The sequence below is a fragment of the Caballeronia sp. LZ035 genome (assembly GCF_031451175.1).
GTDB lineage: Bacteria > Pseudomonadota > Gammaproteobacteria > Burkholderiales > Burkholderiaceae > Caballeronia.
In genome coordinates this window covers 1,934,291-1,950,347 of record NZ_JARUXS010000001.1, presented here as the reverse complement: position 1 = coordinate 1,950,347, position 16,057 = coordinate 1,934,291, and the positions used below count along the sequence as shown (strand labels likewise).

The window sequence follows — 16,057 nt, the reverse complement described above, 5'->3', positions numbered from 1 at the left end:
ACACCATGGCGCCGCACCCATAGCGCGGCCGACAGGAGACGACCCATGCCATCCCTTTCCTCCAACGTGGTCGCCGACCGTCCCGTCGATGCCACCCTCGAACAGCAGGCGGTGAAGAAAGCCGCGTGGCGTTTCATTCCGCTGCTCGCGCTTGCGTACTTCTTCAACTATCTGGATCGCACCAGCGTGGGCTTTGCCGCGCTGACGATGAATCATGACCTCGGTCTGACAGCCACGCAGTTCGGCTGGGGCGCCGGCATCATGTTCGCGGGCTATTGCGTTTGCGAAGTGCCGAGCAATCTGGCGCTGTATCGATTCGGCGCACGACGCTGGCTTGCGCGCATCATGATCACGTGGGGCTTCTTCGCCGCTGCAACCGCGCTCGCCACCGGCCCGACCAGTTTCTATGCGATCCGGCTGCTGCTCGGCATCGGCGAGGCGGGCTTCTTTCCCGGCGTGATTTTCTTTCTGGCCGTGTGGTTTCCGGCGAGCTATCGCACGCGCGTGCTCGCTTGGTTCACGGTGTCCACGCCGCTCTCGTCGTTCGTCGGCGCGCCGCTGTCGACCTGGCTGCTTTCGATGGACGGCGTCCTGGGACTGGCGGGCTGGAAGTGGATGTTCATCGCGGAAGGCTTGCCCGCGTGCGTACTCGGCTTTCTCGTGCTCCGGATGCTCGTGGATCGGCCCGCCGATGCGAAGTGGCTCTCGCCGCAAGAGCGGCAGGCGCTGCAGAACGCATTCGATCGCGAGGGCGCGGCCAGTACGAAAAAGAAGGACTTCAGTGCGGCCCTGAAGGACGCGCGCACCTATATCCTCGCGATGATCTCGTTCGGCTTCACGATGGGTTCGTACGGTATCGGCATCTGGCTGCCGCAGATGCTCAAGGCACACGGCATGAGCATGACGGAGACGGGACTGCTGTCGGCCGTGCCGTATTTCTTTGCCACCATCGCGCTGCTCTGGTGGGCGAGGCGCGTCGACCGGCGCGGCGCGCCCGTCGCGAATCTGGCGGCGGGTCTTTTGATCGGCGCCGTGACGCTCGGCGTATCGACTCACTTTCATCAGCTGCTGCCCGCCATGACCGGGATCACGCTGGCGCTGATCGGAACCATTGCCGGCCGCACGATCTTCTATACGCTGCCGAACCGGTTTCTCTCCGGCCACGCGGCTGCCGGCGGCCTGGCGCTGATCAATTCGATCGGCGCGCTCGGCGGGTTTGCCGGGCCCTATCTCGTCGGCTATCTGAAGGACAGCTTCGGGACGTTCACCGCGGGCATGATCGGTCTGTCGGCGGTGCTGTTCGTCACGACCTTGCTGACGCTCTCGCTCTACGCCTTCAAGACGGAACGTTGAGGAAAACGCGCATCATGAGCACGACCGGCAATTACCTTCCCGTTCGCGCGACGTGGCTCGCCACGGGCACCGAGGCGGCGCTCGAGGCGGACATGCCGATCATCGACGCGCATCATCATTTCTATGAACGCGCCGGATGGACCTATCTGCTCGATGACTACGTCGAGGATATCGAGTCGGGGCACAACATCACGGCGTCGGTGTATATGCAGGCGTTGACGCGTTATCGAACGGACGGGCCCGAAGCGATGCGGCCGGTCGGCGAGATCGACTATGTGGTCAAGGCCACTGCGCCGTTGCAGGAAGGCAAGCGACAGATCGCTAAGGGGATCGTCGGATACGCGGACTTGCGGCGCGGCAGCGCGGTGCGAGACGTGCTCGAGGCCGAATTGCAGGCAGGCGAGGGCCGCCTGCGCGGCGTGCGGCATCTGGTCACCTGGGACGCCGCCCCGACGCTCGTGAATCCCGTATCGGCCGCCCCGCGAGGCCTGCTGCTCGATGCGGCGTATCGAGCGGGCGTGGCGCAACTGGATGCGCTCGGCCTGTCGTGCGATGTGTGGCTCTTCTTCACGCAATTGCCCGAACTGTTCGATCTGGCGAAGGCCTTTCCTCGCACGCCGTTCATCGTCAATCATTGCGGCGGCATCGTGCGGATTGCCCGCTACGCCGACCCGCGCAACGAAGTGTTCGACCTGTGGTCGCGTGCCATGCGCGACCTGGCGCAATTGCCCAACGTGCATGTGAAGCTTGGCGGCCTGGGCATGCGGATCAACGGCTTCGATTTCGAGAAGGGCGCACGGCCACCTTCGTCCATTGAACTGGCGGAAACCTGGAAGCCGTGGATGCATACCTGCATCGATGCGTTCGGCGCGGATCGCTGCATGTTCGAAAGCAATTTTCCGGTCGACAAAGGCTCGTATCCCTTCAGCAACGGCTGGAACGCGTTCAAACGCCTGACCGCCCAGGCAAGTCCGCAGGAACGCGAGGCGCTGTTTCGCGGAACCGTCAGCCGCGTGTATCGGCTCGATTGACTTCTGCGTGCGCCGGCTGGGCATCGACGGCGTTTTCCTGCCCTGGAAGATAGAACTTTACGCCTCAAATGCAACAATATATCATTGCGACCGCAACGTCGTTGCGAGCCTGCGCCCGACGTCATTTCCATGCCCGCATCGAGCAACGATATATTGTTGCATCGACTGCGCGAGCGGCAACAAAACGAAAACCAATCCAAAAACCACCGTGAAAAAAGACCTGAAACGCCTGTCGCAACGTGCCTTGCGCCTGTCTCCGCTGTCCCTGGCCTGCTTTGCACTCGCCGCGCAAGCCCAGCAGGATGCGGCCACCGCGGCGTCGTCGGTGCCGGGCGGCGCGCTGGCGCCGGTATTTGTCACTGCCAATCCGCTCGGCGATACGGACCTCATCGCGCCCGCGACAGCGCTCTACGGCGATGAACTGACGCGCAGGCAAACCAACTCGCTGGGCGAGACGCTCAACGGGCTGCCAGGCGTGTCCACGACGACGTACGGACCGATGGTCGGCCGCCCGATCATCCGTGGCATGGACGGCGATCGCATTCGCCTGCTGCAGAACGGCGTCGCGGCGTGGGACGCGTCGTCGCTCTCCTACGATCACGCGGTGCCGCAGGAACCGCTGACCATCGAGCGGGTCGAGATCGTGCGCGGGCCGGCGGCGCTGCTGTACGGCGGCAACGCGATCGGCGGGGTGGTGAATACGATCGACAACCGCATTCCGCGCGAGCCGATCAAGGGCGTGGACGGCGCGGTCGATGCCAGTTACGGGGGCGCCAACAACGCCCGTGCAGGCGAAGCGATGGTCGAAGGCGGCAACGGGCAATTCAATTTTCACGTCGATGCTTTCGACCGCGAAACCAGCAAGGAGCGCATTCCGGGCTTCGCGCATTCGGACCGCCAGCGCGCACTCGACGGCCCCGATGCCGAAGAAGCCTACGGCAGTATCCCGAACAGCGATGGCCGCTGGCATGGCGGCGCGGTGGGCACGTCGTACACCTGGGCCGATGGCTACGCGGGCCTGTCCTACAACGGCTACGAAGCGAACTATGGCTCTGTCGCCGAGGACGATGTGCGGCTGCGCATGCATCAGGATCACGTCGCGTTCGCGTCTGAAGTGCGCAACCTTCAGGGACCGTTCTCGCAACTGAAGTTCGACTTCGGCTATACCGACTACGAGCACAAGGAAATCGACAACGGCGAGACCGGCACGACGTTCCGCAATCACGGCTACGAGGCGCGGCTGGAAGCGCGGCACAAGAAGATCGGGCCGCTGGAAGGGTCGATCGGCGTGCAGGTCAGCCAGAACACCTTCTCCGCACTCGGCGACGAAGCGCTCGTGCCGACCACGCAGACCACCAACGTCGCGCTGTTCGGCCTCGAGGAATGGAAGGTCACCGACCGTCTCAAGCTGAGTGCCGGTGCGCGTTACGAACATGTCAGCCAGGATCCGACCGCAGCCGGCAACGAGAAATTCGCGAGCGCGAGCACACGCGATTTCAATGCCGTGAGCGCCTCGCTCGGTGCGCTCTACAAGCTGACGCCCGTCTGGTCGGTGGCGGGCGATGTCGCCTACACGGAACGTGCGCCCGCGCTCTACGAACTCTTCGCCAACGGCCCGCATGATGCAACCGGACAGTATCTGATCGGCAACCCGGAGGCGCAGAAGGAGAAGGCGGTCTCGGCGGATCTGTCGTTGCGTTTTGCGAGCGGATCGAACAAGGGAAGCATCGGCGTCTTCTACAGCCGCTTTAGAAACTACCTCACCGAGTACAACACCGGCCGTCTCGTCGATGACGACGATCAGGTCGTCGCGCCCGGCACCGATGACGCCCTCAACGAAGCGGTTTATCGCGGCGTTCGCGCGGAGTTCTACGGCATCGAATGGGACAGCAAGTGGCGCGTCTTCGAGCACGGCGCGCACACGGTCGATTTCTCGCTGGTCGGCGACTACACGCACGCGCGGAATATGGACACGGGTTCGCCGCTGCCGCGCATCTCGCCGCTGCGCGCGACTGTCGCGCTGGACTACGGCTATGGGCCATTCGGCGCGCGTGCGGAGATGCAGCATGCGTGGGCGCAGCATCGTGTGCCCGAAGACGATCTGCCGACCGCCAGCTACACGAAGCTGGGCGTGATGCTCACCTACAAGTTCCACGTCGGCAGCACGCACTGGCTTGCCTATGTGCGCGGCGACAACCTGACGAACCAGGACATCCGCTACGCCAGTTCCGTCGTCCGCGATATCGCGCCGGAAGGCGGCCGCAGCGTCATGGTCGGCATGCGCACGACGTTCTGAAGCACAGCGCGTCTCATCCATCGAAGGAGCAAGCATGGACGCACGACTTCCGGTCACCGTTCTCTCGGGCTTTCTGGGCGCGGGCAAGACGACGCTGCTCAATCACATCCTGAACAATCGGGAAGGGCGGCGCGTCGCGGTCATCGTCAACGACATGAGCGAGGTGAACATCGATGCCGCGCTGGTCCGCAACGGCGGCGCGCAGTTGTCCCGCACCGATGAAAAGCTGGTCGAGATGAGCAACGGCTGCATTTGCTGCACGTTGCGCGAAGACCTGCTGCTGGAGGTGAACCGGCTCGCGAAGGAAGGGCGTTTCGATCAGCTCGTGATCGAATCGACCGGCATCTCCGAGCCGCTTCCAGTCGCGGAAACCTTCACCTTCGCCGATGAAAGCGGCCAGAGCCTGTCCCACGTCGCGCGTCTCGACACCATGGTCACCGTGGTCGACGCCTTCAACTTCCTGCGCGACTACAGTTCGCAGGAAAGCCTCCATGCGCGTGGCGAATCGCTGGGCGAGGAAGATCATCGGACGGTGGTCGATCTGCTGATCGAGCAAGTGGAGTTCTGCGATGTCATCGTGCTCAACAAGACCGATCTCGTCGATGACGACAGTCGTGAGCGCCTGAAGGCGATCCTGCGCGGATTGAATCCGCGGGCGCGAATCGAGATGTCGGCGTTCGGCTGCGTGCCGCTGGATCGTGTGCTGGACACGAAGCTGTTCGATTTCGAGGAAGCCGCCGATGCGCCCGGATGGCTCAGGGAGATGCGCGGAGCACACGCGCCGGAAACGGAGGAATATGGCATCCGCAGCTTTGCATGGCGCGCACGCCGGCCGATGCATCCGCAACGCTTCTGGGATCTCGTCAGTGGCGAATGGCCGGGCGTCGTGCGCTCGAAAGGCTTCTTCTGGCTTGCGAGCCGGCTGACCTTCGCCGGATCGTGGTCGCAGGCGGGCGCGGTATGTCGACATGGTGCTGCGGGGCTGTGGTGGGCAGCGGTTCCGAAGGAGCATTGGCCGGCCGATCCGGATACGCTCCAGTCCATCGAGAAGGCGTGGCATCCGGAAGTCGGCGATGCGCGGCAGGAGATCGTCTTGATCGGCATGGACATGGATGAGGCCGGGTTGCGCCGGCGGCTGGATGCCTGCCTGCTGACGGATGCGGAGATGGCGCAAGGACCGGCGGCCTGGCTTCGGTTCACGGATCCGTTTCCGGCATGGGGCGGTGCGCCCGATGCTTCATGATGATGTCGTGCAGCAGGCACTCGGCAAGAAGACTCCCCAGCCTCTTATACGATCTGCCTCGTTCAACTGCATAGGGAAGGAAGCGCGATCCGCCGAAACCGTCATGCCACCGTGCGCCGCTTGACCCGATGCCCTCTCCACGTGGGCGGTCTCACTCCCGGGACCGTTCTTCAAGCCCGGCGATTGCCGGGTTTTTTTCTGGGGACTGCATCCGCCAGATAACGGAATCGTAATCCTGTCGCTTGCGAAACCTGCGTATCATCGAACGATTCCGGATCGACCGGATAGGGGCAGGGCATGCGGGTATTGATCGTCGAAGACGAGCTCAAGGCAGGGGCGTACATCAGGAAAGGCCTCGAAGAAGCGGGCTATTCGGTCGATGTCGTGAGCGACGGCGCGGAAGGCCTCATTCTCGCCACAGAAGAAAACTACGACGTCATCGTGCTCGACGTCATGCTGCCGACGATGGACGGCTGGACCGTCATCAGGAAACTGCGCGAGTCGAAGTCCACGCCCGTGCTGTTCCTCACCGCGCGTGACGACGTGGATGACCGCGTGCGCGGCTTCGAGCTTGGCGGCGACGACTATCTCGTCAAGCCGTTTGCCTTCGTCGAACTCCTGGCGCGCGTGCGTGCGCTTGCGCGTCGGGGACCGGCGCGCGAGACCGACCTGATCTCGGTCGCCGACCTCGAGATCGACGTCACGCGCCGCAAGGTCAGGCGCGCGGGCAAGCGGATCGATCTCACGCCGCGCGAATTCGCGTTGCTGCAATTGCTGGCGCGACGTCAGGGCGAAGTGCTGAGCCGCACGCAGATTGCATCGTATGTGTGGGACATGAACTTCGACAGCGATACGAACGTGGTCGAAGTCGCCATCCGGCGCCTGCGCGCGAAGATCGACGATGACTTCGCGGTGAAGCTGATCCAGACGGTGCGCGGCGTAGGGTACGTGATCAATCCGCCCGAACGCGAATGATCCGCGCCCGCTCGCTGACCACGACGCTCGCGCTGGCCTTCGCAGCGACGACGCTCGCCGTGTTCGGCATCGTCGGCAGCTTCGTGTATGTGGCGCTGGAGCGTCAGGTGCGTGTGCAGGACGACCTCGATATCGTGCTGGCCGCCCAGCACACGCGCAGGCTCGTCGAGGAACTCGCAAGCTACGCGGATATCGAGCGTTATCAGGAACGTCTGGAAAGCCAGGTGCTCGGCAACGAAGCGCTGTCCCTGAAGATTGCCGATCATGCGGGCCACGTGCTGGTGCAGCACAACCTGAATCCATCGATGTCGTCCGTGAAAGCGACCGGACCTGCCGTGCCGGGCGGCGACACCATCAGCGACAGCGCCATCGTTCCCACGGTCACCGCGAACGACCAACCCGTGCGCGCACTGAGTGTCGATGCGCGCCTGCATGACGGCAGCACAGTGACCATCGTGATTCTGCGCAACATGCACGATCGCTGGCTATTGCTGGACCGTTACCGTGACAGGTTGCATCTGGCGGGCATTGTGGGTGTCATGCTGACGTTCGCGATGGGCTTCCTGCTCGTGCGGCGCGCGCTGCGTCCCTTGTCGGAGATGGCGAGCAGCGCGGCCACGGTCACTTCGGAAAACCTGCATACCCGGATTGCGATGGACCGCGTGCCATCGGAACTGGAGCCGCTGATTGCAGCGCTCAATCGCATGCTCGCAGGGCTGGAAGCGAGCTTCCAGCGCATGTCGCGCTACACCGCCGATCTCGCGCACGACATGCGTACGCCGCTTGCCAATATGCGCGGCGCGACCGAAGTGGCGCTGGCGCGTCCGCGCTCGGCCGACGACTATCAGGCACTGCTCGCGTCGAATCTCGAAGAGTGCGACCGGCTTTCGCGCATGATCGAGAACGTGCTGTTCCTGGCGCGCGCGGAGCATCCGCAGTTCGCGAAGAACATGCGCGTGTTCGATGTGAGGGACGAGCTGCAGCGCATAGCGGACTATTTCGAAGGCCTCGCCGATGACGCCGGGGTGCGCATCGTGGTAACGGGTGCGGGACACGTGCGCGCCGATGTCGAACTGTTCAGGCGCGCGGTCAGCAATCTGCTGGCCAATGCCGTGCGCCATACGCCGCGCGATGGCGTCATCACGCTATCCGTTCATGCCGACAGCGTCTTCGTTCGCGCGTGCGTGGAGAACGAAGGCTCGCCTATCGATGCGTCCTTGCTCGAACGCATTTTCGACCGCTTCTATCGTGTCGATCCGTCGCGCATGGCGTCCGACGCGACGCCCGGTTCGGCGGGGCTGGGCCTCGCCATCGTGCGCAGCATCATGGAGCTGCACGGCGGCCGCGTTCACGCCGAAAGCGATGCGCACAGCACGCGCTTCATCCTGTCCTTTCCGCAGACCGGCTTGATATCAAATCCGTAATCAGGCCGTCAGACTCGCATCAACACTCGAATTGCACAATGAACTCAACGTTGCAGCCATGACGGCGCGGCGTCGGAGGGCAGGGTGCAATCCCGCACGCCCCTTCACACGGCATTGAAGAGAGGGAGCGATGAAAAAGCTCATGTGCAGTCTGTTCGCGGTGGCGGCGCTCGTACCGTTCAGTCGTTTTGCTCAAGCCGGTACCGACCACGTGACGCGTGCCGAAGTGCGTGCCGAGCTGGCGCAACTGGAAGCCGTGGGCTATCGGCCGAGCACGCACGATGCGGACTATCCGCAAGCGCTCATGGCAGCGGAATCGAAGGTGGCCGCCAACAACGATGGCCATGCCGCATACGGCGGCGCGTATCAAGGTGAACAAGCCAACGACGACCCGCGCGTTGCAGTTCATCGTTCGAACTAAATCAGTCTCAACCCATTATCAGGTGATCACCATGAAAAAGCTCGCATTCGTTCTTCTCGCTTCGATGTCGCTTGGCATCGCTGCTCAGGCTTCGGCTCAAACCAGCGGATTGACCCGCGCGGAAGTCAGGCAGCAACTCGTGCAGGCGGAAGCGCAAGGTGTGTTGCCGTCCAACGGCGTGTCGTATCCCCCGAGCGCGCAGGCGATGGCGCACAACCGCGCCCGATACGAGGCGCAGCATGAAGGCCAGACAAACGCAGCGGCATCCCGCACGAGCTTTGGCGGCGTCGCGGATGAACATGCGTCGAACTGAGTCGCCGGATGCAGGGCGTTCATCGCCCTGCATCCGGCATGCTGCGTCAGGCGCCGAGCTTGTCCATGATGGCCAGCAAGTCCGTCAGCGCCTGCTTGCATTTGGCCTGTTCAGGGGCTTTGGCGCGCAGTTCTTCCAGCGCGTGATCGATCGCCTTGTCGACCGTGTGCCAGTCACGCGCCGCGCGTGGCTTGAGCGATGGCTCCGCCTGATCCCAGTTTGTTTCGAGATCCTTGATGCGCGCCTTCGCGCCGGCGAGATCGCCATGATCGACCTTCGACAAGGTATCGGCGGCGATCGAGCGGAACGGCGACAAGTCGCCGATCTTCGACGCGGCCTGCGCTGTCGATACGGCATTCACGCCGAATGTCGACGCAGCCGCAGCCCCGATGACGAGCGAAGCGGCAAGAGCAAGCGTGCGATGTTTGAACATGATTTCTCCGGATAGTGAAACGAGTCAGGCAGTTTTTGAATCACGTGATGGCTGTTCGTGATAGCTCAGCCACGCGACGAGGGCGACGATGACGACAAGAAAAGCGATGCTCGTATAGACGGTTCCGAGTCCCATGCCGCCGTACTCGCGGGCTTGCGAAAGCCAGTCGCCGAGCGACGCGCCCAGTGGCCGCGTGAGGATATAAGCCACCCAGAACGCGAGTACGCGGTTCAGCCCGAGCCGTGCCGCCAGCGCGGTGACGGCAATCAGCGCGCTGAAGATCATCACGCCGAGCGTGAAGCCCCAGCCGAGCGCTTCCGTCACGAGATCGCCGGCGGCAGTGCCGAGCGCGAAGGTCAAGAGAATGGCGCTCCAGTACAGCAGTTCGCGCCGGCGCGTATTGATCGAGCGGATGGAAAGCGTGCCTTCGCTTCGGTGCCAGAGCCAGAACAGCACCGCGAGGCACACCGAGAACGCAGCCGTGCTCGTGTAAAGACTGACGCCCAGGCCATCGGTCAGGGCATCGGTGATCTGCGTACCGACGATGCTCACCAGCACCACGCTCAGCCAGTAGAGCGCGGGGAGGTATCGGCGGGCGCGCAACTGCAGGACGAGTGCCGCGAGCAGCAGCGTGAGCGTGATGGCATCGGTGATGACCGTGCCCAGTCCCACGTTGACGGCGAGATAGTCCGCGCCGGTTTCGCCGACGGTCGTCGAGAGAATCTTGATGAGCCAGAAGATGACCGTGACCTCGGGCACCTTGTTGACGGTACGGATCAGAAACGCGCTTTGCATGCCAGGCATCTCGGCTCTCCAGGCTGTTTGTATGGAAAGCACTATCAACGGGGCGACTTAGCCAATGCTTAGAAGCGGAAGAAATATTCGATTCACAAAAGCGTGCCCGGCGCATGCCTTTGCACCGGGTCTGCATCAGGCGATGCATATGTAGGCCATGAAGTCCGGACGCTAAGTGATGGCTAAGGCAATAACCGCACATTCCACGATTTACCTCTATCTCAACGTATGCGTATCCCTCTGACTCCAAAGAAGCGGAGCCGCGATTGACCGCTTTCCGCTCGTTCACCAAGCCGTCGCGCGTGGCCGTTTTGGCGCTTGCATGCGCCTGTGCGCTGAGTGCGTGTACGTGGTACGCGCCACAGCCGCTGAATCCCGCCGATACCTCGACGTCGCTTGCATCGCTGGAGCGCGTGCGTATCGATCCGCAGCGCATGCCGCTGCCCGAACTGAAGATGCATCGCTTCGATCCTTCCGACGGGCTCGATATCGAAGAAGTCGCGATGCTCGCCGTCGCGAACAATCCGGATCTGAAACTCGCCCGCGACGATCTGCATATCGCGCAGGCGCAGGCCTTCGCAGCAGGCCTGTTGCCCGATCCGCAACTGTCGATTGCAAGTGACTATCCCGGCACGCTCGGGACCACGCGCGCGTTCAGCTACGGCCTGAGCATGGACGTGATGGCGATCGTCACACGCGCGGCGAACAAGGCGTCGGCGGATGCGGGCGTGCGCCGGGTCGATCTCGGTCTGCTCTGGCAGGAATGGCAGGTGATTGCGCAGGCGAGGCAGCTGTTTCTGCGTGCGCGCATGCAGGACGAGACGCTGCCCTTGCTGCGGCGGCTGTATGAGCTTTCGCGCACGCGCTACGAGCGCATGATGCAGGCGGCACGCGAAGGCAATCTCACCGCCGATGCCACGAGCGCGGCCCTGCTGACCTGGAGCGACACGCGCAAGCAACTCTCCGATGCGGAACGCGCGGCCGAGCAAACGCATCATGATCTGAATCTGCTGCTCGGTGTATCGCAGGATGTGAGGCTGAACCTCGTGGACTCACCGGATACGCACGTGGACCGCAACGACGATGTGCTCATCGACATCGCGCTCGACAGTCTGCCTCGCCGGCGTCCTGATCTGCTCGCGTTGAAGGCGGGCTACCAGGCGCAGGAAGAGAAGTATCGCGCCGCGATTCTGAGCCAGTTTCCGAGCCTGAGCGTGGGCTTCAATCGCGGGCGCGACACGTCGAATATCTATACGACGGGCTTCCAGATCAATCTGACGCTGCCAGTCTTCAATCGCAATCGCGGCAACGTCGCGATTGAAAGCGCCACGCGCACGCGTCTGCGCGATGAATATCAGATGCGGCTCAACCAGGCCTATGCGGACGCGGCGCACGTGCGCGCGGACTGCGCGATCCTGCTGTCGCAACTGGACGCTGCCCGCCGCGCTTTGCCCGATGCCGACGCCACCGCACACAACGCGCAGCGCGCCTTTGACGAACACGATCTCACGCTCAACGCCTATACGGATGCGCAATCGGCCGCGCTCCTGCGCCGGATCGATATCGACACCCTCGCCGAGAGTTACGCGGAGCAGCGTGTCGCGCTGCAAGCCGTGCTCGGCAATGTCATTCCCGCTGCCTCCGATCCCACCCCACACCATGCAAAATAAACGCTTCGTGCTCGCGGCATGCCTGTGCTTCGTTCTCTCCGATCCTGCTTTTGCCGATACGCCGTCCGCCGCCGTCGAAACAGCGGCGCCGCAACGTGGCGCCATCGCGCAGCCGGTGCGCGCGTATGGCGTGGTGGCGGCGGCGTCGGGCAATCTCATCAGCGTCAGCCTGCCGTATGTAGCGCGTGTCGTGCGGCTGCTCGTACAGGCCGGACAGCGTGTCGGGCGCGGCGCGCCGCTGGTCGTCGTGCAGGCGGATCCTGCGGCGGCGCTGGGCGTGTCGCAGGCGCGCGGCGCTGCCGCGCTCGCCGGTGACGACGCTCGCCGCACGCAATCGCTGTTCGACAAGGGACTCGCGACCGCCTCCCAACTCGCGACCGCGAAGAAGGCCGCTCAGGACGCGCACGACGCGCTCGCCGCCCAGGAGGCGCTGGGCGCGACGCCCGGCAGCAAGACCGTGACCGCGCCTGCGCAAGGCGTGGTCTTGCAGATCCAGGCGAGCGAAGGTGATCAGATGGCGGCGGGCGCGCCCATCCTGCAACTCACGAGCGCAAGCACTGCGCGCGGCAATGTGCTGCTGGGCGTCGAGCCGGGTGATGCAGCGCGCATCCATGCAGGCGATGCGCTCACGCTGCACGGCCTCTCCACAGCGCTCGCCGATGCATCGCTCAGCGGGCACGTCGCGCTCGTGGGCGCGGCCATCGATCCGCAGACGCAACTCGTGGACGTCACCGCCGATGTGCCGCTCACGGGCACGGCGTTCATTCCAGGCATGCGCGTGGGCGCGGACATCTCGACGGCGTCGGGCGAACACTGGATCGTGCCGCGCGCGGCCATGCTCAGGGACGGGAAGGGCGCATACGTCTATCAGATCGCGCCAGGCAACACGGCGCGGCGTGTGAACGTCGCGCTGAAGACGGAGGACGGCGCGCGCTACGGCGTCGATGGTCCGATCGATGCCGCATGGCCGCTCGTCGTGACGGGCAACTACGAGCTTGCCGACGGCATGACCGTCCGTACGACGACGCCTCCGCCCGGGAGCGCAGCACGATGAAGTTCAGCCAATGGATGCAGACGCACAGCCGCTCGCTACTGTTCGTGATTGCGCTGGCGGCGGTGGCGGGCACGTTCACCGCGTTCCGCCTGCCGATCTCGCTGTTTCCCAACGTGGCGTTTCCGCGCGCGGTCGTATCGCTGGATGCGGGCGATCGTCCCGCCGAACAGATGGCCGCGCTCGTCACGATGCCCGTCGAGGAAGCCTTGCGGCGCGTGCCGAACGTACGCGATGTCGAATCGAAAACGAGCCGTGGCGCAGCGGAGATCTCGGTCAATTTCGACTGGGGCACGGACATGGCGCAGGGCACGTTGCAGGCGCAATCGGCCATCGGCGAGATACTGGCCAGCCTGCCGGCCGGCACGACCATGCAGGTCCGCCGCATGGACCCGACCGTGTTTCCGGTGCTCGCCTACAGCCTGACCTCGACGACGCAGAGTCTCTCCGCGTTGCGCGATCTCGCGCAGTTCCAGATGCGTCCGCTGCTGTCGTCGGTGGCGGGCGTGGCGCGCGTCGATGTGACGGGCGGCACGCAGGACGAGTTCCAGGTGGGCATCGATCCCGAGCGGCTCGCGGCGTACAAGCTCTCGGTCGCCGATGTCGCGAAGGCCGTGAACGCGGGCAACGTGCTGATGGCGACGGGCCGGATCGAGGATCACTACAAGCTGTATCTCGTGATCGCGAACGCGAGCGTCACCACGCTCGATGCACTGAAACACGTGGTCGTGCAGAGCAACGGCGCGACGCAAGTGCGTCTGGGCGATATCGCGGACGTGCGCGCAGGCGTCATGCCGCAATGGATCCGCGTGACAGCGGACGGCGCGGACGCCGTACTCGTCAACATCTATCAGCAGCCGGGCGCGAACAGCGTCGCGATGGCGCGGGCGGTGCGCGCGCGGCTCGCGACGTTTCAGCATCAGCTTCCTGCGGGCACCAAGCTCGCGAACTGGTACGACCAGAGCGAACTGGTGGTGGCATCGGCATCGAGCGTGCGCGATGCCATTCTCATTGGCGTGGTGCTCGCGGCGCTCACGCTGTTCGCGTTCCTGCGCAACTGGAAGATCACCGTCATTGCCGTGGCGCTCGTGCCGGTGGTCATGGCCGCGACCATCCTGCTGCTCGATTGCTTCGGCATGGGCTTCAATATCATGACGCTGGGCGGCATGGCGGCGGCGGTCGGACTCGTGATCGACGATGCGATCGTGATGATCGAGCATATCGTGCGGCGCATGCGCGAACATGGCGCAGAGGCTTTCAAAGGCCGCGTGATGGCGGCGTCGCTCGAGTTCACGCGGCCGCTTGCCGGCTCGTCGGCGGCGACGCTCATCATCTTCGTGCCGCTTGCGTTTCTGTCGGGCGTGACGGGCGCGTTCTTCAAGGCGCTGTCCATCACCATGGCGAGCGCGCTGTTCATCTCGTTCCTGGTCACGTGGCTCGCGGTCCCCATTCTCTGCGACCGCTGGCTGAAACCGCACGATGCGCACGAACATCGCGAGTCGCGCCTGACGCGCTGGACGCTCGATCGCTATCGACGTCTGGTCACGCGGGTGAGCGCGAAGCCGTGGCTCGTGCTGCTCGGTCTCGTGCCGCTGGCGGCGGTCGCAGTGGTCGCGTTCATGCACGTGGGCAGCGGCTTCATGCCGAGCATGGACGAAGGCGGCTTCGTGCTCGACTATCACACGCGGCCTGGCACATCGGTCAGCGAGACCGACCGTCTGATGCGGCAGATCGAGGCCATCGTGCGCGCCAATCCCAACGTGGCGACCTATTCCCGGCGCACCGGCGCGGGCCTCGGCGGCGACCTCAACGAACCCAACAAGGGCGACTTCTTCGTGCGGCTCAAGTCGGGCAATCGCGAGCCGATCGATACGGTGATGGAAGAGATTCGCTCGAAGGTGGAAAGCCAGGTGCCGGGCGTGAGCATCGAACTCGCGCAGCTGATGGAAGACCTTATCGGCGACCTGACCGCCGTGCCGCAGCCCGTGCAGATCAAGATCTATTCCGACGATACGACCACGCTCGACAACACTGCGCGCAAGGTGGCGGCGTCCATCGGCAAGATACCGGGCATCGTGGATGTGAACGATGGCATCAACCCCGCCGGCGACGCGCTCGAACTCCGCATTCGCGCCGATGCGGCCGCAGCCGAAGGCATGGACCCGCAATCGGTTGCGCAGGCCGTCAGCGATATGGTCGAAGGCAATGTTGCCACGCAGTTCCAGCGTGGACCGAAGACCATCGGTGTGCGCGTGCGGGTGATGCATGCATCGACACTCACGGATACGCAACTCGGCGCGCTGCAGATTCGCGCGCCGGATGGCCATCTGTTTGCGCTGGACAGAGTGGTGCAGCGCGTGCCCGTCAGCGGTCAGCCGGAGATCACGCGCGACAACCTCAAGCGCATGGACGCGGTGACGGCACGCATCGACGGACGCGATCTCGGCTCGACCATCGCCGACGTGCAGAAGGCGCTGGCCACGCCTGGGCTCTTGCCGAAGGGCGCGTACTACGAACTGGGCGGCCTGTATCAGCAGCAACAGATTGCGTTCAAGGGATTGATGGCCGTGTTCGGCGCGGCGGTCGCGCTCGTCTTCAGCCTGCTGCTGTTCCTGTATGAGCGCTTCCGCATTGCGCTCGCCGTGCTGGCGATGCCGCTCTTCGCGGCGGGCGCGGTGTTCGTCGGCTTGTGGGTGACCGGCATCGAACTCAACATCTCCGCGATGATGGGCATGACGATGATCATCGGCATTGTGACGGAGGTGGCGATCTTCTACGTATCGGAATTCGATGGCCTGGTCGGCACGCACGGCATGGACTTCGGGCGCGCGCTGGTGGAGGCGGGCGCGAATCGCATGCGTCCGATCGCAATGACGACCATTGCCGCGATCCTGGCGTTGTTGCCGCTGGCATTCGCGCTCGGGCAAGGTTCGGCGATGCAGCAGCCGCTGGCGGTCGCGATCATTTCGGGGCTGATTGTCCAGATGCCGCTCGTGCTCGTCGTGCTGCCGGCGCTGTTGCGTCTGCTACTGAAAAGCGGGCGATGAAGCGG

At 64.1% G+C, this 16,057-nt stretch carries 12 protein-coding genes and 1 pseudogene; 11 read left to right on the top strand and 2 right to left on the bottom strand.

Annotated elements, in window-relative coordinates:
• Positions 1-45: 45 nt before the first annotated feature.
• From QCE88_RS09265 to QCE88_RS09230, 8 genes and pseudogenes are all read left to right on the top strand, one after another.
• Positions 46-1,353, top strand: a complete 1,308-nt coding sequence (locus QCE88_RS09265; protein WP_309901168.1) for an MFS transporter — start codon at positions 46-48, stop codon at positions 1,351-1,353.
• Positions 1,354-1,355: 2 nt separating this feature from the next.
• Positions 1,356-2,384 (top strand): annotated as a pseudogene (locus QCE88_RS09260) (amidohydrolase family protein); the annotation flags it as partial.
• Between the two features lie 208 nt (positions 2,385-2,592).
• Positions 2,593-4,680, top strand: a complete 2,088-nt coding sequence (locus QCE88_RS09255; protein ID WP_309901164.1) for a TonB-dependent receptor — start codon at positions 2,593-2,595, stop codon at positions 4,678-4,680.
• A gap of 34 nt (positions 4,681-4,714) precedes the next feature.
• Complete coding sequence (gene zigA, locus QCE88_RS09250) at positions 4,715-5,923, top strand: zinc metallochaperone GTPase ZigA (protein WP_309901162.1); 1,209 nt, start codon at positions 4,715-4,717, stop codon at positions 5,921-5,923.
• 297 nt (positions 5,924-6,220) lie between these two features.
• Positions 6,221-6,898 (top strand): heavy metal response regulator transcription factor, encoded by a 678-nt coding sequence (locus tag QCE88_RS09245; protein ID WP_309901160.1) that lies wholly within the window; start codon positions 6,221-6,223, stop codon positions 6,896-6,898.
• Positions 6,898-8,322, top strand: a complete 1,425-nt coding sequence (locus QCE88_RS09240) for a heavy metal sensor histidine kinase (RefSeq protein ID WP_309903484.1) — start codon at positions 6,898-6,900, stop codon at positions 8,320-8,322. The genes QCE88_RS09245 and QCE88_RS09240 overlap by 1 nt, the downstream gene beginning before the upstream one ends.
• A gap of 130 nt (positions 8,323-8,452) precedes the next feature.
• Entirely contained in the window at positions 8,453-8,743 is a 291-nt protein-coding gene (locus QCE88_RS09235; RefSeq protein ID WP_309901158.1) for a DUF4148 domain-containing protein, read from the top strand.
• A 31-nt stretch (positions 8,744-8,774) separates the two neighbouring features.
• Entirely contained in the window at positions 8,775-9,056 is a 282-nt protein-coding gene (locus QCE88_RS09230; protein ID WP_309901156.1) for a DUF4148 domain-containing protein, read from the top strand.
• Positions 9,057-9,102: 46 nt separating this feature from the next.
• Here the strand turns inward: QCE88_RS09230 and QCE88_RS09225 are convergent, their stop codons facing one another.
• On the bottom strand, positions 9,103-9,489 hold the full coding sequence (locus QCE88_RS09225) for a histidine kinase (protein ID WP_309901154.1): 387 nt from the start codon (positions 9,487-9,489) through the stop codon (positions 9,103-9,105).
• Between the two features lie 24 nt (positions 9,490-9,513).
• A complete protein-coding gene (locus tag QCE88_RS09220) occupies positions 9,514-10,293 on the bottom strand; it encodes a hypothetical protein (RefSeq protein WP_309901152.1) in 780 nt (259 codons plus the stop codon).
• A gap of 257 nt (positions 10,294-10,550) precedes the next feature.
• On the opposite strand from QCE88_RS09220, the gene QCE88_RS09215 reads away from it, so the two are divergent.
• The 3 genes from QCE88_RS09215 to QCE88_RS09205 are packed head-to-tail and all read left to right on the top strand — an operon-like array spanning position 10,551 to position 16,052.
• Entirely contained in the window at positions 10,551-11,954 is a 1,404-nt protein-coding gene (locus QCE88_RS09215; protein WP_309901150.1) for a TolC family protein, read from the top strand.
• On the top strand, positions 11,944-13,008 hold the full coding sequence (locus tag QCE88_RS09210; RefSeq protein ID WP_309901148.1) for an efflux RND transporter periplasmic adaptor subunit: 1,065 nt from the start codon (positions 11,944-11,946) through the stop codon (positions 13,006-13,008). The genes QCE88_RS09215 and QCE88_RS09210 overlap by 11 nt, the downstream gene beginning before the upstream one ends.
• Positions 13,005-16,052 carry an efflux RND transporter permease subunit gene (locus tag QCE88_RS09205; protein WP_309901146.1) on the top strand — a complete coding sequence of 1,016 codons (3,048 nt, stop codon included), beginning with the start codon at positions 13,005-13,007 and terminating at the stop codon, positions 16,050-16,052. Before QCE88_RS09210 ends, QCE88_RS09205 begins: the two co-directional genes overlap by 4 nt.
• Positions 16,053-16,057 lie beyond the last annotated feature (5 nt).